Annotated in this window: 26 protein-coding genes, 2 pseudogenes and 1 riboswitch; of the genes and pseudogenes, 18 read left to right on the plus strand and 10 right to left on the minus strand. The window is 68.4% G+C overall.

Annotation, left to right across the window (positions count from 1 at the left end):
- The 13 genes and pseudogenes from ACFY3L_RS44450 to ACFY3L_RS44510 all read left to right on the plus strand — a co-directional run.
- Window positions 1–390: BTAD domain-containing putative transcriptional regulator (locus tag ACFY3L_RS44450; RefSeq protein WP_389339163.1), on the plus strand; the 390-nt coding region annotated here is incomplete at its 5' end.
- Entirely contained in the window at window positions 387–1,163 is a 777-nt protein-coding gene (locus ACFY3L_RS44455) for a DUF2637 domain-containing protein (protein ID WP_389339165.1), read from the plus strand. The genes ACFY3L_RS44450 and ACFY3L_RS44455, both read left to right, overlap by 4 nt.
- 619 nt (window positions 1,164–1,782) lie before the next feature.
- On the plus strand, window positions 1,783–2,007 hold the full coding sequence (locus ACFY3L_RS44460; protein WP_389339167.1) for a transposase family protein: 225 nt from the start codon (window positions 1,783–1,785) through the stop codon (window positions 2,005–2,007).
- A 51-nt stretch (window positions 2,008–2,058) separates the two neighbouring features.
- The gene (locus tag ACFY3L_RS44465; RefSeq protein ID WP_389339169.1) at window positions 2,059–2,247 is read left to right on the plus strand and encodes a hypothetical protein; all 189 of its coding nucleotides are present in this window, start codon (window positions 2,059–2,061) and stop codon (window positions 2,245–2,247) included.
- 606 nt (window positions 2,248–2,853) lie between these two features.
- The gene (locus tag ACFY3L_RS44470; protein ID WP_389339410.1) at window positions 2,854–3,462 is read left to right on the plus strand and encodes a reverse transcriptase N-terminal domain-containing protein; all 609 of its coding nucleotides are present in this window, start codon (window positions 2,854–2,856) and stop codon (window positions 3,460–3,462) included.
- 17 nt (window positions 3,463–3,479) lie between these two features.
- Complete coding sequence (locus ACFY3L_RS44475) at window positions 3,480–4,430, plus strand: group II intron maturase-specific domain-containing protein (RefSeq protein ID WP_389339412.1); 951 nt, start codon at window positions 3,480–3,482, stop codon at window positions 4,428–4,430.
- A 5-nt stretch (window positions 4,431–4,435) separates the two neighbouring features.
- Entirely contained in the window at window positions 4,436–5,086 is a 651-nt protein-coding gene (locus ACFY3L_RS44480) for an ISAs1 family transposase (protein ID WP_389339171.1), read from the plus strand.
- Window positions 5,067–5,282: a hypothetical protein gene (locus tag ACFY3L_RS44485; protein ID WP_389339173.1), complete on the plus strand. Its 216-nt coding sequence runs from the start codon at window positions 5,067–5,069 to the stop codon at window positions 5,280–5,282. The genes ACFY3L_RS44480 and ACFY3L_RS44485 overlap by 20 nt, the downstream gene beginning before the upstream one ends.
- 631 nt (window positions 5,283–5,913) lie before the next feature.
- Window positions 5,914–7,152, plus strand: coding sequence for a group II intron reverse transcriptase/maturase (gene ltrA / locus ACFY3L_RS44490; RefSeq protein WP_389339175.1), 1,239 nt, complete (start codon window positions 5,914–5,916; stop codon window positions 7,150–7,152).
- Between the two features lie 292 nt (window positions 7,153–7,444).
- A complete protein-coding gene (locus ACFY3L_RS44495; RefSeq protein WP_389339177.1) occupies window positions 7,445–7,936 on the plus strand; it encodes a hypothetical protein in 492 nt (163 codons plus the stop codon).
- Window positions 7,937–8,278: 342 nt separating this feature from the next.
- The gene (locus ACFY3L_RS44500; RefSeq protein WP_360559734.1) at window positions 8,279–8,593 is read left to right on the plus strand and encodes a hypothetical protein; all 315 of its coding nucleotides are present in this window, start codon (window positions 8,279–8,281) and stop codon (window positions 8,591–8,593) included.
- 322 nt (window positions 8,594–8,915) lie between these two features.
- Window positions 8,916–9,740, plus strand: coding sequence for a sigma-70 family RNA polymerase sigma factor (locus tag ACFY3L_RS44505; protein WP_389339179.1), 825 nt, complete (start codon window positions 8,916–8,918; stop codon window positions 9,738–9,740).
- Window positions 9,737–10,302: pseudogene (locus ACFY3L_RS44510) on the plus strand (fatty acid desaturase). The gene ACFY3L_RS44505 and the pseudogene ACFY3L_RS44510 overlap by 4 nt, the downstream one beginning before the upstream one ends.
- Window positions 10,303–10,404: 102 nt before the next feature.
- On the opposite strand, the gene ACFY3L_RS44515 reads toward ACFY3L_RS44510, so the two are convergent.
- On the minus strand, window positions 10,405–10,971 hold the full coding sequence (locus ACFY3L_RS44515; RefSeq protein ID WP_389339181.1) for a DUF5994 family protein: 567 nt from the start codon (window positions 10,969–10,971) through the stop codon (window positions 10,405–10,407).
- Between the two features lie 372 nt (window positions 10,972–11,343).
- Here ACFY3L_RS44515 and ACFY3L_RS44520 point away from each other — a divergent pair, with 372 nt between their 5' ends.
- A complete protein-coding gene (locus ACFY3L_RS44520; protein WP_389339183.1) occupies window positions 11,344–11,883 on the plus strand; it encodes an inorganic diphosphatase in 540 nt (179 codons plus the stop codon).
- Window positions 11,884–11,957: 74 nt separating this feature from the next.
- On the opposite strand, the gene ACFY3L_RS44525 is transcribed toward ACFY3L_RS44520, so the two are convergent.
- Window positions 11,958–12,626 (minus strand): BON domain-containing protein, encoded by a 669-nt coding sequence (locus ACFY3L_RS44525; RefSeq protein WP_360559737.1) that lies wholly within the window; start codon window positions 12,624–12,626, stop codon window positions 11,958–11,960.
- A gap of 547 nt (window positions 12,627–13,173) precedes the next feature.
- Between ACFY3L_RS44525 and ACFY3L_RS44530 the strand changes: the two genes are divergently transcribed.
- Both ACFY3L_RS44530 and ACFY3L_RS44535 read left to right on the plus strand, forming a co-directional pair.
- Window positions 13,174–14,091, plus strand: coding sequence for a hypothetical protein (locus tag ACFY3L_RS44530; RefSeq protein ID WP_389339414.1), 918 nt, complete (start codon window positions 13,174–13,176; stop codon window positions 14,089–14,091).
- Between the two features lie 226 nt (window positions 14,092–14,317).
- Window positions 14,318–14,665 (plus strand): DUF6401 family natural product biosynthesis protein, encoded by a 348-nt coding sequence (locus tag ACFY3L_RS44535; protein ID WP_389339185.1) that lies wholly within the window; start codon window positions 14,318–14,320, stop codon window positions 14,663–14,665.
- A gap of 382 nt (window positions 14,666–15,047) precedes the next feature.
- Window positions 15,048–15,177, plus strand: a riboswitch (TPP riboswitch).
- Window position 15,178: 1 nt separating this feature from the next.
- Here the strand turns inward: ACFY3L_RS44535 and ACFY3L_RS44540 are convergent.
- Complete coding sequence (locus ACFY3L_RS44540; protein ID WP_389339187.1) at window positions 15,179–15,394, minus strand: hypothetical protein; 216 nt, start codon at window positions 15,392–15,394, stop codon at window positions 15,179–15,181.
- A 43-nt stretch (window positions 15,395–15,437) separates the two neighbouring features.
- On the opposite strand from ACFY3L_RS44540, the gene ACFY3L_RS44545 reads away from it, so the two are divergent.
- A complete protein-coding gene (locus tag ACFY3L_RS44545; protein WP_389339189.1) occupies window positions 15,438–15,746 on the plus strand; it encodes a fumarylacetoacetate hydrolase family protein in 309 nt (102 codons plus the stop codon).
- A 224-nt stretch (window positions 15,747–15,970) separates the two neighbouring features.
- Entirely contained in the window at window positions 15,971–16,228 is a 258-nt protein-coding gene (locus ACFY3L_RS44550; RefSeq protein WP_389339416.1) for an AMP-binding protein, read from the plus strand.
- A 76-nt stretch (window positions 16,229–16,304) separates the two neighbouring features.
- Here the strand turns inward: ACFY3L_RS44550 and ACFY3L_RS44555 are convergent, their stop codons facing one another.
- The 7 genes and pseudogenes from ACFY3L_RS44555 to ACFY3L_RS44585 all read right to left on the minus strand — a co-directional run bounded on the left by ACFY3L_RS44555 (window position 16,305) and on the right by ACFY3L_RS44585 (window position 22,430).
- A complete protein-coding gene (locus ACFY3L_RS44555) occupies window positions 16,305–16,499 on the minus strand; it encodes a universal stress protein (protein ID WP_360559739.1) in 195 nt (64 codons plus the stop codon).
- Window positions 16,500–16,680: 181 nt separating this feature from the next.
- Window positions 16,681–17,409: a GAF and ANTAR domain-containing protein gene (locus ACFY3L_RS44560; RefSeq protein WP_363412472.1), complete on the minus strand. Its 729-nt coding sequence runs from the start codon at window positions 17,407–17,409 to the stop codon at window positions 16,681–16,683.
- A 40-nt stretch (window positions 17,410–17,449) separates the two neighbouring features.
- On the minus strand, window positions 17,450–18,082 hold the full coding sequence (locus ACFY3L_RS44565) for a GAF and ANTAR domain-containing protein (RefSeq protein WP_360559741.1): 633 nt from the start codon (window positions 18,080–18,082) through the stop codon (window positions 17,450–17,452).
- 624 nt (window positions 18,083–18,706) lie between these two features.
- Complete coding sequence (locus ACFY3L_RS44570) at window positions 18,707–19,780, minus strand: fatty acid desaturase family protein (RefSeq protein WP_389339192.1); 1,074 nt, start codon at window positions 19,778–19,780, stop codon at window positions 18,707–18,709.
- 11 nt (window positions 19,781–19,791) lie between these two features.
- Window positions 19,792–20,907, minus strand: a pseudogene (locus ACFY3L_RS44575) (ferredoxin reductase).
- A 103-nt stretch (window positions 20,908–21,010) separates the two neighbouring features.
- Entirely contained in the window at window positions 21,011–21,739 is a 729-nt protein-coding gene (locus ACFY3L_RS44580) for a GAF and ANTAR domain-containing protein (RefSeq protein WP_389339194.1), read from the minus strand.
- 28 nt (window positions 21,740–21,767) lie between these two features.
- A complete protein-coding gene (locus ACFY3L_RS44585; RefSeq protein ID WP_389339196.1) occupies window positions 21,768–22,430 on the minus strand; it encodes a GAF and ANTAR domain-containing protein in 663 nt (220 codons plus the stop codon).
- Between the last annotated feature and the right edge of the window lie 83 nt (window positions 22,431–22,513).

Consider the following 22,513-nt stretch of genomic DNA (forward strand, 5'->3'; position numbering starts at 1 on the left):
GCGGCGTCGCTTCGTGCCGCCATCGCCCTGCACACCGGCGACCTCGGCGGCACCGCGACGCAGCCGTGGCTCGAAGCGCCCCGCGAACGATGCCGTCAGCAGGGAATCACCGCCCGGCAGCGCCTCGCCGCCCTTGTCGCGATCACCCAACCGGCCGAGGCGGCCGCATTGTTGGACGCCGCCGCCGACATCGACCCGCACAGCGACGCCCTCGCCCGAGCCGCCATCGAGGCGTTCGCCGCACTCGGCGCCACCTACGAAGCGCACCACCGCTACCAGCAGCTCCGGACCGCACTGGCAGACATCGACGAACAGCCCGAGGCCGCCACCGTCGCCGCCATCGAGGCGGTCCTTGACGGCACCGAGGGCCATGAGGATGACGCCGCATGACCGACACCACGACGCCCGCGGCTGCGGCAATCGAAGCCGTTGTGGAACCCGGCGCGCAGCTGCAGCGGCTACGACGGATGCAGTGGACGCTGCGCGGTGCGCTCGCCGTCGCCCTCATCGCCAGCATGGCCGCGAACGTCCTGCACGCCGCACCCGACCCTGTCGCCCGCAGCATCGCCGCCTGGTCACCGCTCGCCCTGTACGCCGCGATCGAGGTCATGACCCGAGTCCCGATCCGCAACCGCCTCCTCGGCGGCATCCGCATCGTCGCCACGGTCGCCATCGCCATCATCGCCGGCATCACCAGCTACCTGCACATGGTCGGCGTCGCCGAACGCTACGGCGAAAGCTGGCAGGTCGTCTACCTGCTCCCGATCAGCGTCGACGGCATCGTCGCCGTCTTCACCCTCAGCCTCCTCGACATCGCCTCCCAGGTCCGCGCCATCACCACTACGCCACCGCCCGCACCACAACAGCAGACCGATGCGCTACCGACGATGGCCACCCCGCCCGGTTCACTGCAACCGACCAACGCCTCGATCGGACGGGCGGTCATCCCCGGACACGACCGTGCAGACGCGGCCACCTCGAGGTCGACCGTCAGATCGCTTGAAGCCGGTGCGCAGGGGAAACGGGTGAGTCAGCGACCGGTTTGTCGACCCATTCAACCGGACCGACCGCCCGCCATCACCGGAATGTCACGAGACGCTGCAGCGTCCCTACCGATCGACCTGCAGCCTTTGCTCGAACCGGCAGCGCACACATACCAATAACTGCTCGCCGCCGGCAAACCGATCACCAGAGACACGTTCGCGGCCGCGCTACGCGACAGCGGCCAGCCGCTCCGAACGAGTAAGGTCACATCACTGCTGTCTGCGGTGCGTGAGCAGCTTGAATGACTCCCGCAGTGATCAACTGTCACCCGGGACCGCCGAGTGCGGCTCGGCTGCGACCGCTCTGAATCCACGATCTACGCGGACTCCTGCGTGTCAAAGGGGGGATGTGAACCCCCACCCATAGCATCCCTGCAAGAAGCAGGGATGCATGCGTTCGACCATATCGACGAAGAGTCGTTCCTTCAAGCGTGTGGACGGTGACTCATTCTGTGGTCGTGGTTCGACTCGTGGATTGGATCGGCGCTGGCGTGGTCGCCCCGATCGTCGCGAGCCGCACAAACGGGGCGCAGTTGCGCGGTAGGGGTGTCGGTGGGTCCGAGGAAACCGATGGCGTGCGAGGTGAACCAGGGCGATTCCGTAGTCTGAGGGCGGGCCTTTGAGCTGGGGTTTCGCCGGGGTGGGTGGCCTCTTTGGAGACGAAGGGGGGCGGGTGAGATCACGTCGGTGATCATGAAGTTCTCTACGCCACACGAAGCCCCGAGGACCTCACCCGCCGATGGCATCATCGCTCATTGCCGCACTGACCGTCACGACACCCCGCGCCGCCGTTCCGCCCGCTCCGATCACTGATGGTGAGCGCAACGGCCTGCTGACCGTGCTGTCGAAGGTCCCGGATCCGCGCGACCCACGCGGGATCCGGTACCCGCTGTCCGCGGTGCTCACCGTCGCGGTGTGCGCGGTCATGGCAGGGGCCTCAACGTTCGCGGCGATCATCGACTAACTCCATGACCTCGACGAACACGCCCGTACCCGCCTCGGTTTCGTCGGCGGCGTGCCCGCCGGCACGACGGTGTGGCGGCTGTTGATCCGGCTCGATGCCGAGATCCTGTCGAGGGTCCTGGCCGGCTGGCTGCACGCCCGGACCGGCCCGCCGAACCCGCCGTCTGTTCGCCGGTACCGCACCGTCATCGCGGTGGACGGCAAGACCCTGCGAGTGCGACACGAGGTCGCATGTGTGTGAGTGGATCACGGTGCAGGAGGTGCCCGTTGTGGTGACGTGATCTCCGGTCCGTGCTCGGTGGCCGGTCTCCTCCCTGGCGTGCGTCGCGGGTAACTGCGGGGTGCGGAGCCCAGGGTTCAAGCCGAAGGGTCCTCGTTCCTCCCGAGGGCTACGGGCGAGGAGAAGGACGGGCGGGCGAACGTGAGTGAACCCTTGGTTGATGCCTCGTCATCTTGAAGGTCCGGGTAGGAGGGACGCGCCACCGGGCCGAGGTCAGGGACTTGCCGTTGAGAAGCGGCGGATGCCGGCGATGGAACGCAGCGTCGCCGGGTGAGCACCATCGTCCCCGGGGTACAGAGGGCGCCCAATCCGTCCGTGTCTCATGCATGCGGAACGTGGGAATCCCGTCCGGGTCCGGCCCTGCTGGCCGGTATGCCGACCGTGAGGAAGGCAGAAGCCCGGCCGGGGACAGGATGACCCGAGAAGCGAATGCCGGTGCGTCGAAAGGCGACGGGAAAGGCACCACGGACACGGTCACCTCCTGGCCGTGTGGTGTTGAACCGGCCGGATACGAGCGTCGTGCTCGGCCCGAGAGGGAGCCCACGCGGGTCAGGTGAGTCTGTGGAGATGATGATGCATGTGACGTCAGCACCTGCGGGGACGTTGGACGCCGCCTCGGCGGTGAACGGACCGCGGGACTTTCCCGAGGACTGGAACCAGGTGGACTGGACCCGGGTCGAGGAGGAAGTACGGCGGCTGCGGCAGCGGATCTTCACGGCGTCGAAGGCGGGTGAGCACCGCAAGGTGCGTAGCCTGCAACGGTTGATGCTGCGGTCCCGGGCGAACGCGTTGCTCAGCACGCGCCGGGTGGCGCAGATCAACCAGGGGCGGGGGACGGCCGGAATTGACGGCCGGACCGCGTTGATCAGATCCGTGCGGGTGGAACTGGCCCGGTGGGTCCAACGGCGCGGATGTCGGCCGCTGGCTCTGCCCGTCCGCCGGATCTACATCCCGAAGGCCAACGGCAAGCAGCGCCCGCTCGGCATCCCCGTGATCGCCGATCGCGCGGCGCAAGCCGTGGTGCTCAATGCGCTGGAGCCTGAATGGGAGGCACGGTTCGAGTCCAGGAGCTACGGCTTCCGGCCCGGCCAGGGCTGTCATGACGCGATCGAAGCGATCTTCGCCGTCTGCAAGGGCAAGAACCCGAACGGGCCTGGATCCTCGACGCGGACCTGACGGCGGCGTTCGACCGGATCGACCACGACCGGCTCTTGGGTCACCTGCACGGGTTCCCCGCCAGGGAATCGGTCGCCCGGTGGCTGAGGGCAGGCGTGGTCGAGAACCGGCGATACGCCCCGACCGAGGAAGGCACTCCCCAGGGCGGGGTGATCAGTCCGTTGCTGATGAACATCGCCCTGCACGGGATCGAAACAGCAGCCGGGGCCCGGCAGCAGACCGCTCCGTCCCGACGGGGATGGTCGGTTCCCGGAACCCCGGTCGTGGTCAGATACGCCGACGACCTGGTCGCGCTCTGCTCCACCCGGGAGCAGGCCATCCAGGTCCAGGAACGCCTCACCCAGTGGCTGGCACCGCGAGGACTGACGTTCAACGAGGACAAGACACGCATCGTGCACCTGTCCGAAGGGTTCGACTTGCTCGGCTTCACCGTCCGCCACTACCGCAGTCCGGGGAAGCTGCTGATCACCCCGTCGAAGGCGGCCGTCAAACGGTTCCGTGCCCGGCTGCGGTCCGAAGTCCGCAGCCTCTACGGCGCGAACCCACTGGCGGTGATCCGCAGACTCAACCCGAGCCTGCGGGGCTGGGCCGCGTACTACCGCACGGTCGTGTCCAAGAAGGTCTTCAACGACATCGACTCCGCGCTGGTGCGGACGATGCTCAAGTGGGCCAAACACCGGCACGAGACGAAGTCCTACCGATGGATCGTGAGCCGCTACTTCGGACGGTTCCACCCGACCAGGCAAGACCGATGGCTCTTCGGCGACCGGGAGACCGGCGCCTGCCTGACCCGCTTGTCCTGGACACCCATCCGCCGCCACCAGATGGTCAACGCCGAGGCGTCCCCGGACGACCCGACCTTGACCTACTACTGGCGACAGCGACGACGACGCCGACTGCCACCGGATACACCCACAGCACCAAGCCCTGCGCCCTACACCCTGCGACGCCCTACGGGACTTGCTTGAGCCGGATGCGGGGACAACTCGCACGTCCGGTTCTGAGGGGGCCCCGGCGCAGTAATGCGCCGGGGCTACCCGACGGCGCCCGCCGAGAGGACGGCCGTCACGTCCATCTGCTGTCCGCGCTGGACGCCGGCACCGGCGTCGTGCTCGCCCAGGTTGCCGTGGACGCGAAGTCGAACGAGATCCCCGCGTTCGCGCCGCTGCTGGACGCCGTCGAGACGGTGCTCGGCACCCTCGCCGGAGTGCTGTTCATCGCCGCCGCCCTGCACACCCAGACCCGTCACGCCGACGAGGTCACCGCCCGCCAAGCACACCTCATGGTCCAGGTGAAAGCCAACCAGCCAACCCTGTTCAACCAGCTCAAACGACTGCCCTGGGCGCAGATTCCCGTCGGGGACCGCACCCGCGACCGCGGTCACGGCCGCCGCGAGACCCGCACCGTCAAAAGCCGTCACCGTTCGCACGCCCGGCGGCATCGCGTTCCCATACGCGCAGCAGGCCGTCCGGATCACCCGCACCCGTATCGTCGCTGGCAAGACCAGCCGCGAAACCGCCTACCTGACCGTGTCACTACCCACCGGTCAAGCCCTGCCCCGCGACCTGCAGACCTGGATCCGCAGGCACTGGCACATCGAGAACATGATCCACCACGTCCGTGACGTGACGTTCCGTGAAGACCTGCACCAAGCCCGAACCAGCAACGGACCAGCCGTCATGGCCACCCTGCGTAACACCGCGATCGGCTGGCACCGCACCACCGGCGCGACCAACATCGCCCGCGCCATCCGCCAGGCCAATCGCCGCTCACACGACCTGATTACCGCCGTGACCAGCGGTTACCCGAGAACGCAATGACGTGTGCCACGAACGAGGAATGGTGATCGCAATGTAGGTGGGAGCGATTTTCAGGAATCGATGCTGTGCAAGAGATGAAGGTTGGCCCTTCGGAGCCGCCCTTCGGGGGGAGGCTTCAAACCACCACATGCTGCGTTGGCTGAAGACCGTCGTGGTGAGCGATGTGGAAAAGGCGCCGAAAGAGGTGTCAGGTGGGGATCAGGAAGATGAGTGAACCCGAACCGCTGTTGACGTGTCGTTACGTTTGAAGTGGCATCAAAACCGTGGTCCTGGTTATTGGCTGCGGGATGAGTCTGGCGGATGCCCGATGACTGGCCAGACGGTGCCCGGCATGGAGGCGGCATGAGCCTGATCTGCGGCTCTTGCATGGAACGTGGGAAGGCGGGTCTCGACAGCGTCCCGGCAATCGGGCGAGAGGGAGTAGCCGAGCGGGATGTGCCCGTGAGGTGTGAGTACCGTCGCGAGACGCGCTGGCGGACCGGCTCGTAGTAGGGGAGAAGCCCCGGTAATCGGGGTGGAGCGAAGGGGCCGGGCCATCCGCAGTTGGTTCGTCTGGTCAACCGGGAGGGAAGCGTTCCCGGGAGGAGCTGCGAGGAGCGAGCTGACGTTATCAGAGAAACCGTACGAAATTTTGAAGTGGGAAGTCTGGGAGGCGTACGAAAGAGTCAAAGCGAACAAGGGAGCGCCGGGGGTTGACGAGATCAGCCTGGGGGAGTTCGAGAAAGACCTGAAAAGCAATCTGTACAAGATCTGGAATCGAATGTCCTCAGGAAGCTACTGCCCGCCCCCGGTGAAAGCGGTGCAGATACCGAAATCGCATGGAGGGGTCAGGACGCTCGGAGTGCCTACCGTGGGTGATCGAGTGGCGCAGACGGTGGTGGCCCGCAGGATCGAGGAGAAGGTCGAACCGATCTTCCACCCGGATTCCTACGGATACCGGCCGCGACGGTCGGCGTTGGACGCGGTAACGGCATGCCGACAACGGTGCTGGCGCTACGACTGGGTCGTCGACCTCGACGTCCAAGCGTTCTTCGACAGCGTCGACCACGACCTCATGATCAAGGCGGTAGAGGCGAACACCGACCTGCCCTGGGTGCTGCTGTATGTCAAGCGGTGGCTTACCGCCCCCATGCAGCAGCCCGACGGCAGCCTGCAACCCCGAGACCGCGGAACCCCACAAGGTTCTGCGGTCTCACCCGTGCTGGCGAACCTGTTCCTGCACTACGCGTTCGACACGTGGATGGCCCGGACGTTCCCGTCCGTGCCGTTCGAACGCTATGCCGACGACGCCGTGGTGCATTGCGCCAGCGAACGCCAGGCGCGCTTCGTGCGCCAGGCGATCGAGGACAGGATGGTTGAGGTCGGGCTGCGGCTGCACCCGGACAAGACCCGGATCGTGTACTGCAAGGACACCAACCGACGACGGGTCCACCCGGACACCTCGTTCACGTTCCTCGGGTACACGTTCCGTCCTCGCGGGGCCAAGGACCGCCGAGGGGACGTGTTCACCGCGTTCCTCCCGGCGATCAGCAAGGACGCTCTCAAACGACTCAGCCGCACCGTCCGGCGATGGCAGATCCACCGCCGGTTGGACTTGAACTGGGCCGAACTCGCCGAGATGATCAACCCCGTCGTACGCGGGTGGATGAACTACTACGGGCGGTTCTACCGCTCCGAGCTCTACACGCTCCTGGCGCGTATCAACTCCTACCTGGTGCGCTGGACCCGCAAGAAGTACCGACGGCTACGACCACGCCGCAAGGCGCGAATCGTGTGGGAACGCCTCATCACGCAACACCCACGCTACTTCGCGCACTGGGCCTGGTCCCGTAATCCTCCGATGACGGCAAGGGTGGCACGAGCGGAGTGACAGGAGACTGTCACGCTCCGTTCCGTGGGAGCCCGGAGGTGAGACTCCTCCGGGCGACCCGACCCTGAACCGGGACGGAGCCACGCCCCGGTCGCGATCACCACCGTCGACGGCGACCGGGACAACGGGGCTCGTGGACCTGCGGGCGCCGGTAGCCGAATTGACGAGGCCCCCGAACGACCAGTTGGTCAATACGCCTCCGCTGACCGTAAAGGCGTCGAGGAGATCGGATGGTGCTGCCCATGCCGGAAGTTCTCAACACCCCGCAACGCGAGGGCCTGGAGACACAACCATGAGTGAGATGCAGCGGCAGGCGTCGTTGTCGGCCGGGGATGTGTTGTACGAGGCGGCCCGCGTGGCGTGTCTGGCCCCGTCGATCGAGAACTCCCAGCCGTGGCGCTGGCGCATCCGCGGCAACACCCTCGAACTGCACGCGGTTCGCTCCAGCCAGTTGACCGCCACCGACCCGGAGGGTCGGTTGATGATCGTCAGCTGCGGTGCGGTCCTGCACCATGCCACCGTCGTGCTCGCCGCCCTCGGGGCCGCCGCCACCGTCGAACGGATCGACGATCCAGCCGATCCGGACCTGCTCGCCAGGCTGACACGCATCGGCCGCCACCAGGTGACAGCCGAGGACATGCGCCTGCATCATGCGTTGCGCACTCGTTGCACGACGAGACCTAGCGTGTCGCCGGCGCCCAGTAGCGCGAGGCGATCAGGACGGCGGCGTGGGGGAGGTGCTCGCTCGTCTCCGGGTCGTGTGCGATCGGGTGAACAGGCGTAGGGTGAAGGCGCTGCTCCGGAACCTGGTGGCCGACAGTCCGTCGTTGATGGACGCGTTCCACTGATCGAGGTCGCCTCTTGTGCGATGTGCATGAATTGTCATCCTGGCGCGGGAGGCCACCGCTGCCGCGCCGTCTGCGTCGGCCGGCTCGGACCCATTGGAGCTGCCCGCGGTACCGAATGGAAAGCCGGTCCCGTCGGCCAGGGCGTAGTCGCCCGTCCGTGTTCGAACCTCGACCTTCCAAGAGACCCAACCGGCCCGCCGCACACGCCGGCGAGTGAGAGCCATGACCGCGTGAGCCGACGTTTCGCCGTCGGCGGTCCACTGATCGGAAGGTGCGAGATGGCTGTCCGGTACGGGTTTCTCGGCCCCGGCGTGCTCACCGAGACGGTCGTCGGCAGCATCCTGGTCCTCGCCACCACTTTCCCGCACGCCGTCGAACCGCTCAGTGACGGGCGCGGAGTGCTTGTGCCGCATCGGAACCCGGCCGCCTTGGCGACCGCCATCCGTCGGATCCTCATCGATCCCGCCACGGCCGCTCGCCTGTCCCGGCCTCGTGGGCCAGTCGTGCGCTCGCCTGCGGGCGCTGCACAGTACGAGGTGCTCGCGGGCCGGCTCATCGCCACACCGGCAGCCACCCGCGGCTCTGAACCGTAGCCCGTACGGTCCCGGCCGTGAGCGACTCGGTCTTGGTGTCGCGGCATGATCTTGGGCGTGACCCCAGATCCGCGACCGGTCATCATCAAGCTCTTCATGCCCGGCGAGCACGCCGTGCTGGTCCGCCGCCGTACGCACGCCTTGGTCGATCCTGCAGCGGTCCCGTCCACGACGGTGTCCTGTGACTGCCCCTACGGAGCCAGCAACATCCGCGTCGGCTTCGCCACTGTCACCCTCACCGCACTCATCGCGGCGATGAAGCGTCCCAAACGCTCGCTGCGACCTGACCCCGAAGGGGGCGTTGATTTCTATGGCTCTTCTCATGGCACCGACCGTCCACATTGCTGCTCCCGCAGAAAGAGGTCTTCGGGCCGACCGGGAGGTGACCACGGAACAGCTGCTCCGTGCCCTCAGGAATCTACCGGCCGGTCATCCTGATCGGGAACCGCTGCGTGCACGGGCGATCGAAGCGAACCTGCCGCTGGCCAACCGGCTGGCGCAGCGCTACGCCGGCCGAGGCGAGCGCCCCGACGACCTCGCGCAGGTCGCCGCGCTGGCACTGGTCAAAGCGGTCGACGGCTACGACCCGGACCGGCTCGCACCGTTCGCCAGCTACGCCGTCCCGACGATCGTCGGCGCGCTCAAACGGCATTTCCGGGACACCGCGTGGGGCATGCGTGTCCCGCGCACCACGCAGGAACTGGTGCTCGGCGTGCGAGAGGCGACCGGCGACCTCGAGCAACTGCGTGGTCGCACCCCGACGGCCATCGAGCTCGCCGCACACCTGCGCGTCGATGTCGATGTACTCTCGGACGCGATCATCGCCTCGCAGGTGTACCGCCTGCAGTCGCTCAACGGGCCCTGCACCGGCAACGACGGCACCGAACCTGTCGATCTGATCGGCCGTATCGACCCACGCTTTGCCCGCATCGATGAGCGGCTGTCACATGGGGAGCTCGGCCGGCTCGTCGCGGCGCTGCCGCTGCGCGAGCGACGCATCCTCGCCATGCGGTTCTCCGACGAGATGACCCAGGCCGCCATCGCCGCCGAGCTCGGCATCTCGCAGATGCATGTCTCCCGGCTGTTGAGGGGGTCCCTCAACCGACTCCGGGTCGGCCTCCTCACTTCGGTCGAGCCGACGGCATGACCGAGAACAACGAGCACACCGGTCGGCCCGCCAGATCTGGAGCATCACCGCGGCCGTCACGGCGGAGGACACACGGCTGCACACCGTGTCCGCAGACCAGGTCCCCGAACTCGCCACCGCAGCCGACCACGCCCGACGCGCCGAAACCGGCGAACCCGCCTCGCGCGCCGACCTGTCCTACTGGACTGGCGGCGACCGGCATCCCCGACCCCACGATCCCAGCCCGCGCCACACAGACCACCGTCCCCGGCCACCACGGGGACCTGACCGGCAGCGCCGAGCACGACACAGCGGCAACGTTCGTCATGCTCCACGGCCCCGCTGGCGAACCCGGCGGATGGCTCGTCGACCTCGCCCTCGGCGGCTTGAACTACCAGATCGAGCACCACCTGTTCCCGGGCATGCCCCGGCCGAACCTGCGCGGGGCCCAGCCGCTCGTGCGGTCGTCCTGCGAGCAGCACGACGTGTCGTACTGCGAACCACCCTGCTGCGCTCCTACGCCCAGGCCCTGCACCACCTCCACCACGCCGGCCGACCACTACGCGCCACAAGCGCAACCTGACCCTCGTCAGGCCGTGACGACGATCTTGCCGGGGGCGAGCTTCCTTGGGGACGAGCATCCGCGGAACCTCGATCAGGCCGAACCGGCGGTTCCGAACGCAGGTCATGAGGCGTTCGCCGACTGGGCTGGGACATGCCGTCGCGAGGGCTCCCGGGCGCTGTGGCCGCCTTCGTTGTCCCAAACGGTGCTGGGGTCGACGCCTTCATTGCGTTCGGCGGCTGGTGCGGTGCGGGACGCGGCGAGGATGGCCGGAGCGTGCAGTTGGTTGGCCGGGTCGGCGGCCGTGGCCATGGCGATGGCTGCGGCGGCGGCGTTGGCCTCGGGGGGCACGACGAGCAGGTCGATCTGGTCGCCGCGCTCGGTGGTGGCGATGAGCATGCCGGGGTCGACGGTGCTGAACCACCCGGCCCGCACCACGCGGGTGCCGACCGCGAGGCGCCGGAAGTGGCTATCCCAGCTGTGGCTGTTGAGCATCAGTTGACGGATCGGTCCGTACCGTTCGTTCAGGGCCAGGATCAACCCCGGCAGTTCCGCCACCGGGTCCCTGGAGCGGGGCCACCACCCGCCGTCGAGGACGGCTCGTGTGGCCCGCACGGCGGTGAGCGACAGCCGCGGCTGGGTCGGTGGTCCTGGCGCAACGACGGTGACGCGTTGGGCGGCGGTGAACATGACTGGCCCCTCTCCCGACCTGCGGCTGCCTCCGGGAGGTGACCGGTATGGGAAACCTGCCGCTTTGCGTCGGCGTGACTCGGTCCGCGCTGCGCCGACCGTGGTCCGTCGGCGGTGCACATTTCGGTCACCGGGGTCTCGAGTGCCCAGAGCCAACTCTACGCCTGCAGCACGAGAACGACGGGATGCCTCGTCGACGTTCCTGACGACTCCTGCGATCTCAGCGTCACGGGTTTGCCGGGGGAGTGGAGGTGCCGGCCGCTGTACCGTCGGAAGCGCCGTCGCGGCGAGCGACGGTCAACGGATCCGGCCGCAGCGCCGCACGATTCCCCGGTTGAGGCGGTGGCGGAGAGGCATGCGAGGGCGGAGCGTATGGAGTTCGACGTGACGGTCGAGAGTCCCAAGGGAACGCGCAACAAGTACGAGGTGGACCGCCGCACCGGCCGGATCCGGTTGGACCGCACCCTATTCACCGCCACCCAGTACCCGGAGGACTACGGCTTCATCGAGCACACGCTCGGCGAGGACGCCGAACCCCTCGATGCGCTCGTGCTGGTCCGGGAACCGACCTTTCCGGGCTGCCAGATCCGCTGCCGGGCATTCGGCATGTTCCGCATGCTCGACCCGAAAGGCCCGGACCCGAAGGTGCTCTGCGTCCCGACCGCCGACCCGCGCCTGGCCTACCTGGTGGACCTGCCCGACCTGGAAACGTTCCACAAGCTGGAGATCCAACACTTCTTCGAGATTTACCAGGATCTCGAACCGGGCAAGACCATCGACGCCGAGCACGGCGTCTGGGCCGACCGCGCCGAGGCCGATACGGAGATCACCCGATCGCGCCACCGTGCCGTCCACGCCGCAGACCGGTCCGGAGACGGGACGGGAACCGAGAGGACCACAGCGCGCCGCTGAGACCAGCGTCGGCGCGTAGAGACAGCGAACGGCCGCGGGCGCGGATGCGCTCGCAGCCGTTGATCACAGCCGGGTCAGGACGCGATGTGCAGTTCGTTCCGAACGCTGGTCACGCCGGCGGCACTCCAGGCGGATCGCTCCGCCTCGCGCAGCTCCGACCACGACCCGACGCTGCCGTGCAGCGTCAGTTCGGATCCGTCGAGGTCGATCGTGATCCACCGCGGGTTCAGCATGGCGTTGCGTCGCATCGCGGCCTCGGCCGCTGCCTTGGTGTCGGCGGTCGGCGGCTGCGACTCGAGCGAGATCTCGTTGCTGATCTGCGTCACGCCCTTGAGGTACATGACCGCCCGCACTGCGGCGTTGCGCTGGTACTCCCATGTCACCTCACCCGAGAGGGTGACCTTGCGGTCGCAAACATGGGCGGTGACCGCGTTGGGCGGGACGTCGACTGCCCATGCAAGGACCTGCCGGGCGGCTTGGGCGATGTCCTGGTCGTTCATGCCCTGGGCCGTGGGGGCGCGGACGTTGGTCTTGTTCGTGACATTCTTGACGCCGCCGACCCGGATGGCGGCGTGCTTCGCCGCGAGCCGTTCCGGCAGGCTGGCGACCTCGCCGGACAACGTCACCGTTCCGTCGCTGACCTGCACTTCGACGCCGGATGCGTCGACGCTCGGGGTGTATTGCAGTTCCTCGATTACGGCGGTCTTCAGTTCCTGGTCGGTCTTGTGCGGTGTCTGTGCCACAAGCCCCACGATGCCCCACATCCGGAGTGGGCGCCAGCCCAATTCGGTCCATATTGCTGAGATCTTTTATGATCTGCGATAAACGCCCAATTTTATGGCTATATAGGCACTTCATTCGGGCAAGGTATTTGGCCTTGAGTATTGGGCCGGCAACGGTTGCTCCAGGCCCCGGCAGCGTGCTCTCCACGCTCAATCGGTGGTTTGCACGCGTTCTGCCTCAGCCGAGGCCCGGCGCACGTGGCGACCAGCCTGGTGGATTCGCACCGAGGGCGCTGCACCACGTGCAGACAGTCGGCCGGGATGACCGGCCAGGCAGGCCAGCCAGCTGGTGGAGTCCAACGGTTCGTGCAGCGCCAGGTGGCACTCCGCCGAAGGCGACGCGGCCCCGCGAACAACGTCGCCGACCCTCGGTGATCACCACGACACATCATGTGTGCTGCGGTTCCGGGTGCTCCGGGTGACGGGCTGGTGTGGTGATTTGTGGTTTTCGGGTGATTGATCGGGTATATGCGTTAGCCCAGTTACTGGCCACAACCGAGGAGTCATGATGTCCGGATACCTCGCCGTGCGGAGCGTGGACATCGGCAGCCCGCTCAGCAACATGCTTCGGTCCGCGGCTGCCTTCCTCCCCCGAGCGATCGCGTTCATTGTCGTCCTGATCGTCGGGTATCTGGTGGCTCGCCTGCTGCGCGCGGCGGTCGACAAGTTGCTGGAGCGTGTGGGATTCGACCGGCTCGTGGAGCGCGGCGGTCTCAAGACGGCGCTTGCCCGGTCCCGCTACGACGCCTCCGGCATCGTCGCGCAGCTCGTCTTCTACGCGGTGCTGCTGATCACCCTGCGGATAGCGTTCGACATCTGGGGCCCGAACGCGGTTTCCACGCTCATCACGGCTGTGATCGCCTGGCTGCCGCGGCTCTTTGTCGCAATCCTGATCGTCGTGGTCGCCGCGGCGATCGCCTCCGCGGTGAAAGACATCGTGTCCACAGCATTGGGGGGACTCTCCTACGGTCGCGCGGTGGCGAACATCGCCTTCGTGTTCATCCTCGGTATCGGCGTCATCGCCGCGCTCAACCAGATCGGGGTGGCGACCACTGTCACGACCCCGGTCCTGATCGCGGTTCTCGCCACCGTAGCCGGCATCTTGATCGTCGGCGTCGGCGGCGGGCTGGTGAAGCCGATGCAGGCGCGCTGGGACCGATGGCTGGACCGGGCGGAGACAGAGTCGGCCCGCCGCTCCGAACTCCCGAAGGCGTACGCGGCCGGCCAGAGCGACGCCGAGCGGCTGATGGCAGAAAAGCAGCGGCCCGCCGCCGCGCCGGTCGCCGCCGGCCAGCAAGCGTCTTCGGCGTACCGCGACCAGTCCGTCGGCCAGCGTGCCCGCCCGCCGTCGGCACCGTCCGCGGCGGACGACGACACGCGGGCCGTGCCTCCGCAGACCGGTCAACGGCCGCCGGCGACCCGGTAGCGCGGGTGCTCGACTGCGGCGGTGATTGCGACCCTCCCGGGCCGTGCCACCGCCGTCCCTGGTGAGCAGCAACCCGGCAGTCCCGGCATACCGGGTTGCCGGGTCCGGCGGATCGTCCCCGACTCGCCCGGTCGGCCAGTCGGTCGGTAGCCGAACGGTCATGATGCCGGTAAAGGAGCGGTTGCGGCCTTTTCGTCCCGGTACGGCCTCTCTATGGTCGTACTTCATGAGCATCCCCGCCTCGAACCTGGGCGCCGACCACGCGACCGTGCAGATGCTGCTCGACCGCCTCCACCGGCGGATCGGCGCCGCCGGCCTCGCGGCAGCAGCTGCGATTCCCGGCCTGTCGGCGCAGGTCGACCAGCACGCAGCCGAGGTGCGGGACCTGCTCGGCATCCGCGGCCGTCGGCCGACGCTCGCAGCGCTGGCCAGCTACGCCGACGGACTACTGGACGGGGCGATCGACCGCGGATGGCAGCCGCCGCAGCACGATCTGGCCGGCTGGGTCGACGCCGACGGTGTGACGGTCCGGCTCGTGGCCCTGTGCGACTTGGCCTGCAGCGCCATGGCGTAGCGGCAGAAGCAACGTTTCGCCTCCTGCTGCTCAGTGAAGGGGCGCTGTACTCCTCGCGCATCGTCGAGTGGCGGCGGGCCCGCGACGCCAGCGCTCTGGCCGGGGTGGCCGACGAGCCGCGCCTGGTTTACCGACCTCGGCCCAGGCTTCTACGACACCCGCGTCAATCCCGAACGCCGCAAACGCAACCACATCCGCCAGTTCGAAGCCCTCGGCTACACCGTCACTCTCGCCCCAGCCGCCCGACCGGCCCGTAGTAAGCAGCATCCCAGCTGCGCCGGGATGCTGCCGCCTGCCCCCTCACCCTGCATTTTCGGATCAGCTTCACCCGAGCTCTCACCCTGCACCTGCCGGTTTCCGGCGTAGCGTATGTGAGTGCCTGCGGGACAAGCGGGAGAGCGAAGCTATTAGCCCAGCGGAGCTGAGAGGCCGAAAGATCGGAGAGGTTGGACGGCGATCCCCATTCACCTGATCCGGACAATGCCGGCGCAGGAAAATTGCCTCGCAGGTTATTCATCTGCACCGACCACTCGGCGCGCCGTCTTTCGCGCCGTCTTTGATGATGTCAACGGCCATGGCGATGTGGCGTGACGCATGTTGCGTGATCGGGATCAAGACTACTGCCAGTGAGGATCGCCGGGGTGGATGCCGCGTGCGATCCCGCGCAACGCGCCCTGCCGCGTCGTCGCCCAGATGACGAACTTCATCCCGCACGTCGACGAACTTCATCTCGCACGTCAAGGACACGGGCGGCAAGCCCGAGACGGTCCCGTTGACGTTCTTCCGCAAGACGTCGGGCTCGATCAGCGGCCCGTTCGACGACGTGGTCCGCCCCGGCCACGTGCGGCTGCTGGACTACGAGGTGGAGATCGGACTGGTCTTCGGCCGCCAGATGCCGGTCGGCACGACGGTCACCGCGGACAACCTCGCCGACTACGTCGCGGGCATGGTGGTTACCAACGACATCGCGGCGCGTGACGTCCAGCTTCCGCAGACCCAGCTCTACGAGGCCAAGTCGTCGAGACCGCCGTCGCCACCAACGACGGCGCGATCGACCTCGGCCGGCAGCGCACGGTCGTGAGGTACGCCCGATGACCGGGGACCTGCTGTGGCCGTACTACGCCGCGCCCGATGACCTGGCCACGATCGAAGCCGTACCGCTCAGGGCGCGGGGCCTGCCCGAATCGACCTACGCACCAAGCGGTCGCCCGCGACGGCCTGCTCGACGCCGTCCTCGTCCTGCGGCCCACCGAGGCAGCAGGCGCGCCCCCAGCCGCTGCCCGCCGTTGAGGGCGCACGGCGATCCTGGCCGAGGGCTACGGGCTGAGCGAGGCGTCCTGCGCGAGCGCGCGCAGCTTCCCGGAAGCGCCGCGGCCGCATTCGGTCGGGCAGTGCCCGCCCTACCAGCAGATGAGGGTGGTGCGTGCCGGCGCCGACGGAAGCTGGGAGGACGTGCCCGCTGGGGGGGAGAGTGGCTTGCTGGGGATCAGCGGCCCTACCGTCTTCCGGGGTTACGTCACCGGCCGCGGCGAGAACGGCCACGTCCTCAGGTGCCGCCGGTAGCATTGCCCGGGGCCGGGTCAGCCGGCCGGTGATCTGTTCGACCATCCGTAGGTCGCTGCCGCCCCAGGCCGCGGGTTCATGATGCTGCCTTCTCGGCATGAACGCGCGACGGGACGACGACGACCGGGCAGGGTGCGTGTTGCACGCAGTGTTGGCTGACCGAGCCGAGCAGGATCCCGGTGAACGTGCCGTGCCCGCGGCTGCCCACCACGAGGAGTTCGGCGCCGTTCGCGGCGTCCAGTAGGACCTTCGCCGGGTGGCCCTGCACCACCCGGGTGACGACATCGACGGTGGTGGCGTGCTGGGCGTTGACATCCGCGACGGTGTCGGCGAGGGTCTGATCGCCCTCGGCTGAGCCTCGAGAGTGTCACGGCGGGGCACCTACACGTGGGCACGTACTCGCGGCGGCATTCCACAGTCCGGCGGGCAGGTCGTCGCGCCTGCGCACCGGGTCAATCAGCGGTGAGGTCGGGCAGGCTGGTCACGTCGGTGAGCACGCGAAGGGCGACGTCGCTGAGGCGGCGGTGGGTGCGCCGGGCGTGGGCCCGGATCAGCTCGAAGGCCGCGTCGACGGAAACGTGGTGCGCCTGCGCGACGGCCCCTTTGGCCTGTTCGATGATGATTCGGTTGTTCAACGCGCCCTGCAGCTGCTCGGTGAGCACCTCGCCGTGGTGGATCGCCCGTTCCTGCAGCAGGCCGATCGCGGCGACGTCGGCCAGTGCCTGCACGATCTGCACGTCGGCGTCGTCGAGGTCGTTGCGGCCGGTGCCGAAGACGCCCATCGCGCCGATGACGTCGTCGCGCAATCGTAGCGGGAACGCGTGCACCGAGCGGAACCCGGCGGAGGTGGCGTAGCGCGCGAACTGTGGCCAGCGGGGGCTTGCGGTGGACAGATCGGCGTTGACGACCGGCGCCGCGCCGCGGAATGCGTCCAGGCATGGCCCGTCCCGCCATTGCAGCTGCAGCAGCTCCAGCAGTGTGGTCGTCTCGTCCGAGGCGGCCATGAAGTGCAACCGGTCCTGCTCGTCGGCAAGCAGCAGGCCGACGGTGGTGTCGGTGACCAGCCCGGCGACGCGGTCGGCGAGCATCTGCATGAACTCGATCAGGTCGAACCCGCCGACCAGGGTGTCGGCCACCTCGACGAAGATCGTCGCCAGACGTTGTTCGGATACGGTGGTCATGACGGCTTCCCGGCCTTTCGTGCGGTGTTCGTGCCACTGTTCATGGATGGTCGGTGTCGAGGCGGAGCCGGTGGGCGAGGATGTCCGCGGCCACCTCGCTCAACGGCCGGTCGGTGGCGTAGGCGTAGGCCCGGATTCGCGCCAGCGCCTCCGCGAGGGAGGTGCGCAACTGAACCATCACCATGCCCTGGGCCTGGAACAGTGCGGCACGGTGCTCGAATGCCTCGTCGAGCTCGTCCGTGCCGGTGGTTCGTTCCTGACCGTCCAACAAGGTCGTCACGACCTGGTCGGCGAGCGTCAGCGCCCGGCCCAGCTCCGGTCTGGACATCGCCCCGGAGCGGGCCCGGAACACGTCGAGGACGCCGAGGCGAGCCGCCCCGACCTGCAGGGGAAACGCGAACACCGCCCGGATCCCCTCGTCCAGGACCGCAGCGGCGTACATCGGCCATCGGCGCATCGCCCCATCGGTCAGGTCCGGCACCAGCACCGGGCGGCCGGCTGCGGCCGCGTCGATGCACGGGCCTTCCCCGAAGGTGAACTGCAGCTCCTCGATCCGCGCGGTGTCCGGGTCGGACGCCGCTGCCATGCCGTGAGTGCCGTCGGAGGCCATCAGGCTCACCCCGACCCCGGAGGCCGACAAGGCCTGCGCAGCGTCGACGCAGACCCGTTCCATCAGCTCCACTGTGCCGCCCACTGTAGAGATGTCCGGTGACGAGCCCGACCGGTACGGCCGCCGCTCGATCGTGACCCACGCCGGTCACGGCGACAGAACAACGTCGCGCGGCCGCAACTCGGCGCGGCAACGTGGGCGGCGGCTGGGGTTTCTGAGGACAGCCGCTTTCGACCGGACGCCGGACCAGCATCACTCCTGGTAAGGCTACCCTCACGCGTTCGGCTGGACAACGATGGCGACGCGGCCGGTGAAGTCCGGCCCCGCTTTGAGGACTGCATGGATCACGAGCGCGGCCTGGCCGAACGTGACGGCGAGGAAGGCGGCCGTCACCAGCTGCCACCAGGACGATCCGGATGAGGAAGAACGCCTTCCAGCCGCCGAGGAACATGAGCGTGACGAGGCTCAGCCGGGCGAGGTAGTAGGCGGGCCGGCGCTGCCGCAGCCCCTCGGCGCCGATCCTGCGGGCCAGCACGGCGAAGTCGCTGCCGGGCGTCGTCCGTTGACGGCGTCGACGTGATCGCCGGTGTCATGGTGATTGCATGCTTCTATCGAACCGCCCGAGGCCGGCGTTGTCAGGAGCGCTACGTTCCGGGGCCCCGATGGTGCTGGCATCCCATAAAGCCCTCACTGGCCGGCTGGGCCTCGGCCGGGCAGGGCGAGGCGGACGATGGTTTTCCAGACGCTGGCGGTCTGGTGGGCGAGGGAGCCGGTGTTGTACCGCAGCCCGAACCGTTCGCAGAGGTCGCGGACCATCGGGGCGATCTCCGCGTAGCGATTGCTGGGCAGGTCGGGGAAGAGGTGGTGCTCGATCTGATGGCTGAGGTTGCCGGACAGGAGGTGGAACAGCGGGCCGCCGTCGATGTCGGACGAGCCCAGCAGTTGCCGCACGTACCATTCGCCGCGGGTCTCGCCGTCGAGCTGGTCCTCGGTGAACACCTCGGAGCCCTCGGGGACGTGGCCGCAGAAGATGATGGTGTGTGACCACACGTTGCGGGCCACGTTCGCGAGGAGGTTGCCGAGCAGGGCCGGCACGAACGACGGTCCGGTCAGCAGCGGGAACGCCACGTAGTCCTTGATGACCTGGCGGCGGGCCTTGCGCAGCACCCCGCGCAGCTGGGTCAGTGCCTCACCCCAGCGTTTCTCGCCGCGCCAGGCACGCTCCAGCTCGACGTCGTAGATGGCGATGCCCCACTCGAAGACGACGGCCAGTGCGGCGTTGTAGAGCGGCTGGGCGAGGTAGATGAGGTGCCAGGGCTGCTCGGGGCTGACCCGCATCGCGCTGTATCCGATGTCGCGGTCCTTGCCCAGCACGTTGGTGTAGGTGTGGTGCACAACGATGTGCGAGTGTTTCCACATGTCGGCCGGCGCGGCGTGGTCCCATTCCCAGGTGGTGGAGTGGATGTCTGGGTCGCGCATCCAGTCCCACTGACCGTGCAGGACGTTGTGGCCGATCTCCATGTTCTCCAAGATCTTGGCGACGGCCAGTGCCGCGGTGCCGGCCAGCCAGGCCGGCGGCAGGATCGAGATCGCCAGCAGGGTGCGGCCGCCCGCCTCCAGGACCCGCTGGACGGCGATGACCCGGCGGATGTAGCGGGCGTCGTGGTCGCCCAGGCTGGCGGCCACCTCGTCACGGATCCGGTCGAGTTCGCGGCCGATCTCCTTGATGTCGACCTCGGTGAGATGTTCGGGCACAGGCACAGGTGGATCTCCTACACATCGATCTCGACGGGACCGGCCGCCGCGCTGACGCAGGTCTGGATGAGTTCACCCTCGTCGCCGTGCTCGCGTCCGGTGCGCAGGTCGCGGACCCGGCCGGCCCGCAGCCGCACCACGCAGCTGTGGCAGATGCCCATGCGACACCCGCTGGGTATGAGCACACCGGCGTGCTCGCCGACCGCCAGCAGTGGTGTGCCGCCGTCGGCGTCGGCCAGACGTCCGCTCGTGACGAAGCTGACCCGGCCGCCGGCACCCCCGGGGCATCCGGGCGGTCCGGAAGCGCTCGATCCGCAGGCGGTCGCCGGCTCCCGCCCGCCGCCAGTGCCGTTGCGCGTCGTCGAGCATCCCGGCCGGGCCGCACGCCCACGTGTGGCGTTCACGCCAGTCGGGGCAGATGTCACGAACCTGCGCCATCGTGATCGGCCGCCGGTGCGGGTGTGCCGCTCGTACAACCGCAAGCTCTTCCAACCTGCGGCGAGGGCCCGCAGGTCCGGGCCGAGGATGACCTCCTCGGACGTTGGCGCGGACAGCACCAGTACTACGTCCGGCATACGATCCTGGGCGGCCAGGCTGTGCAGCATCGCCGCCACCGGCGTGACCCCGCTACCCGCGGTCAGGAACAACAGCCGTTGGGGCGCCGGGTCGGGTAGCACGAAGTCACCCTCGGCCGGGGTGAGGTGCACGATCGTGCCGGGCGTCACGCGGCGCACCACGTATGGCGCCACCAGCCCGTCCGGGGCGGCCTCGACGGTGATCGTGAGGCGTCCGTCGGGGCCGTGCGGTGGCGAGGACAGCGAGAAGGGCCGCCAGTGCCGGACACCGTCGATGTCGACCCCGACCCGCACGTACTGACCGGCGCGGTGACCTGTCCAGCCGATCCCCGGGCGGATCACCAGGCACGCCGCGGAGGTGGTCTCCGGCCGCACCTGCTCGACCCGGCCACGCAGTCGCCGCAGCGACCACAGCGGATTGACCAGCCCGAGATAGTCATCGGGCAGCAGCGGCGTGCTCAGCCAGGACGCCGCGTCCAGCACGCCCCGACGTACCGTCGACCGGAGGCTGTGGTCGCTGCGGCGACTGGCAGAGGCGTAGAACGACGACCGGTGCACGCGTCGCTTCTACCCCTCTGTACCGGCGCTACTGTAACCTCGGCAGCCGGAGCGGCCACCACGAAGCACCGTCCGGCTTGCGTGAGTCCGGCCGTGCGTCCGGTCAGTCGGCGGTGAGGTTGTGCAGGGCGCTCAGGTCGGTGATCACGAGGCTAGCGACATCGCTGAGGCGGCTGTTGTTGCGTCGGGCGTAGGCTCGGAGCAGGTCGAACGCGGCGTCGATCGAGACATGGTGTGCCTGTGCGACGGCCCCCTTGGCCTGCTCGATGACGATGCGGGTGTTCAGGGCGCCCTGGAGCTGTTCGGTGAGGACCTCGCCGCGGTGGATGGTTCGTTCCTGGAGCATGCCGATCGCGGCGACGTCGGCCAGTGCCTGGACGATCTGCACATCGGCCTCGTCGAGGGCCGTGTCGCGGATGCCGAAGACGCCCATGGCGCCGATCACGTCGCTGCGCAGCCGCAGCGGGAACGCGTGTACCGAGCGGAATCCGGCGGTGGCGGCGTAGGGCGCGAACCGCGGCCAGCGGGCGCTCGCCGCGCTCAGGTCGGCGTTGATGACGGGCTCGCCGGAACGGAATGCGTCCAGGCACGGGCCGTCATGCCACTGCAGCTGGAACAGTTCCAGCAGCTTGGTCGTCTCGTCCGAGGCGGCCATGAACCGCAGCCGGTCCTGTTCGTCGGCCAGGAGTAGGCCCACCGTGGCGGCCTCGACGAGGCCGGCCGTGCGGTCAGCGAGCATCTGCAGGAACTCGATCACGTCGAACTCATCGACCAGAGTGTCGGCGACCTCGACAAAGATCCTCGCCAGGCGTTGCTCGGATACGGTGGTCATGACAGTGTCCCGGCCCTTCCATCAGCGGTCATGTGCGGTCGGTGTCGAGCCGGAGGCGACGGGCGACGATGTCCGCGGCCACGTCACTCAGCGAACGGTTCCTGGCGTAGGCATAGGCCCGGATCCGAATCAGGGCATCCGCAAGCGGGATTCCCAGCTGGACCATGACCATGCCCTGGGCCTGGAACAGCTCGGCCCGGCTCTCGAACGCCTCGCCCCAGTCGGCGCCCCATGCCGCCCGGTCGATGTCGGCGGTGCGCGCCTGGTCGTCCAGCAGCGTCATTACCATCAGGTCGGCGAAGGTGAACGCCTGGCCCAGCTCGTCCCTGGACAGCGGCCCGGGACGGGCACGGAACACATCCAGTACCCCGAGGCGGGCCGCACCGATCTGCAACGGGAATGCGAACACCGCCCGCACCCCCACATCCTGGACCGCCGGGGCGTACACAGGCCATCGGCTGGTCGCCCCGTCGGCCAGATCCGAGACGAGGACCGGCCGGCCCGTCGTGTACGCCTCGATGCACGGGCCCTCCCCGAAGGTGAACTGCAGTTCCTCGATCCCCGCCGTGGCCGGGTCCGAGGATGCGCCCATCCCGCGCACACCATTGCCGGCCATCACGCTCATGCCCACCCCGGAGGCGGACAGCGCTCGCATGGCGTCGGCGCAAACCTGCTGCAGAACGTCAGCCACCCTGTCGGCCTCGGGGCCGCCGCCGCGGAACACGAAGAGCGTCTCGCGCGCCGACGTTGACCGTGTTGGCGACCGGGACCATG

This window comes from Dactylosporangium sp. NPDC000521, assembly GCF_042898305.1.
Lineage (GTDB): Bacteria > Actinomycetota > Actinomycetes > Mycobacteriales > Micromonosporaceae > Dactylosporangium.

Bases quoted from the DNA above. Each gene is read 5' to 3' on its own strand.
- ACFY3L_RS44455 (WP_389339165.1), top strand. From the start codon at position 387: ATGACCGACACCACGACGCCCGCGGCTGCGGCAATCGAAGCCGTTGTG.
- ACFY3L_RS44460 (WP_389339167.1), top strand. From the start codon at position 1,783: ATGGCATCATCGCTCATTGCCGCACTGACCGTCACGACACCCCGCGCC.
- ACFY3L_RS44470 (WP_389339410.1), top strand. From the start codon at position 2,854: ATGATGATGCATGTGACGTCAGCACCTGCGGGGACGTTGGACGCCGCC.
- ACFY3L_RS44480 (WP_389339171.1), top strand. From the start codon at position 4,436: ATGCGGGGACAACTCGCACGTCCGGTTCTGAGGGGGCCCCGGCGCAGT.
- ACFY3L_RS44485 (WP_389339173.1), top strand. From the start codon at position 5,067: ATGATCCACCACGTCCGTGACGTGACGTTCCGTGAAGACCTGCACCAA.
- ACFY3L_RS44495 (WP_389339177.1), top strand. From the start codon at position 7,445: ATGAGTGAGATGCAGCGGCAGGCGTCGTTGTCGGCCGGGGATGTGTTG.
- ACFY3L_RS44500 (WP_360559734.1), top strand. From the start codon at position 8,279: ATGGCTGTCCGGTACGGGTTTCTCGGCCCCGGCGTGCTCACCGAGACG.
- ACFY3L_RS44505 (WP_389339179.1), top strand. From the start codon at position 8,916: ATGGCACCGACCGTCCACATTGCTGCTCCCGCAGAAAGAGGTCTTCGG.
- ACFY3L_RS44515 (WP_389339181.1), bottom strand. From the start codon at position 10,971: ATGTTCACCGCCGCCCAACGCGTCACCGTCGTTGCGCCAGGACCACCG.
- ACFY3L_RS44520 (WP_389339183.1), top strand. From the start codon at position 11,344: ATGGAGTTCGACGTGACGGTCGAGAGTCCCAAGGGAACGCGCAACAAG.
- ACFY3L_RS44530 (WP_389339414.1), top strand. From the start codon at position 13,174: ATGTCCGGATACCTCGCCGTGCGGAGCGTGGACATCGGCAGCCCGCTC.
- ACFY3L_RS44535 (WP_389339185.1), top strand. From the start codon at position 14,318: ATGAGCATCCCCGCCTCGAACCTGGGCGCCGACCACGCGACCGTGCAG.
- ACFY3L_RS44540 (WP_389339187.1), bottom strand. From the start codon at position 15,394: ATGAAGTTCGTCGACGTGCGGGATGAAGTTCGTCATCTGGGCGACGAC.
- ACFY3L_RS44560 (WP_363412472.1), bottom strand. From the start codon at position 17,409: ATGACCACCGTATCCGAACAACGTCTGGCGACGATCTTCGTCGAGGTG.
- ACFY3L_RS44565 (WP_360559741.1), bottom strand. From the start codon at position 18,082: ATGGAACGGGTCTGCGTCGACGCTGCGCAGGCCTTGTCGGCCTCCGGG.
- ACFY3L_RS44580 (WP_389339194.1), bottom strand. From the start codon at position 21,739: ATGACCACCGTATCCGAGCAACGCCTGGCGAGGATCTTTGTCGAGGTC.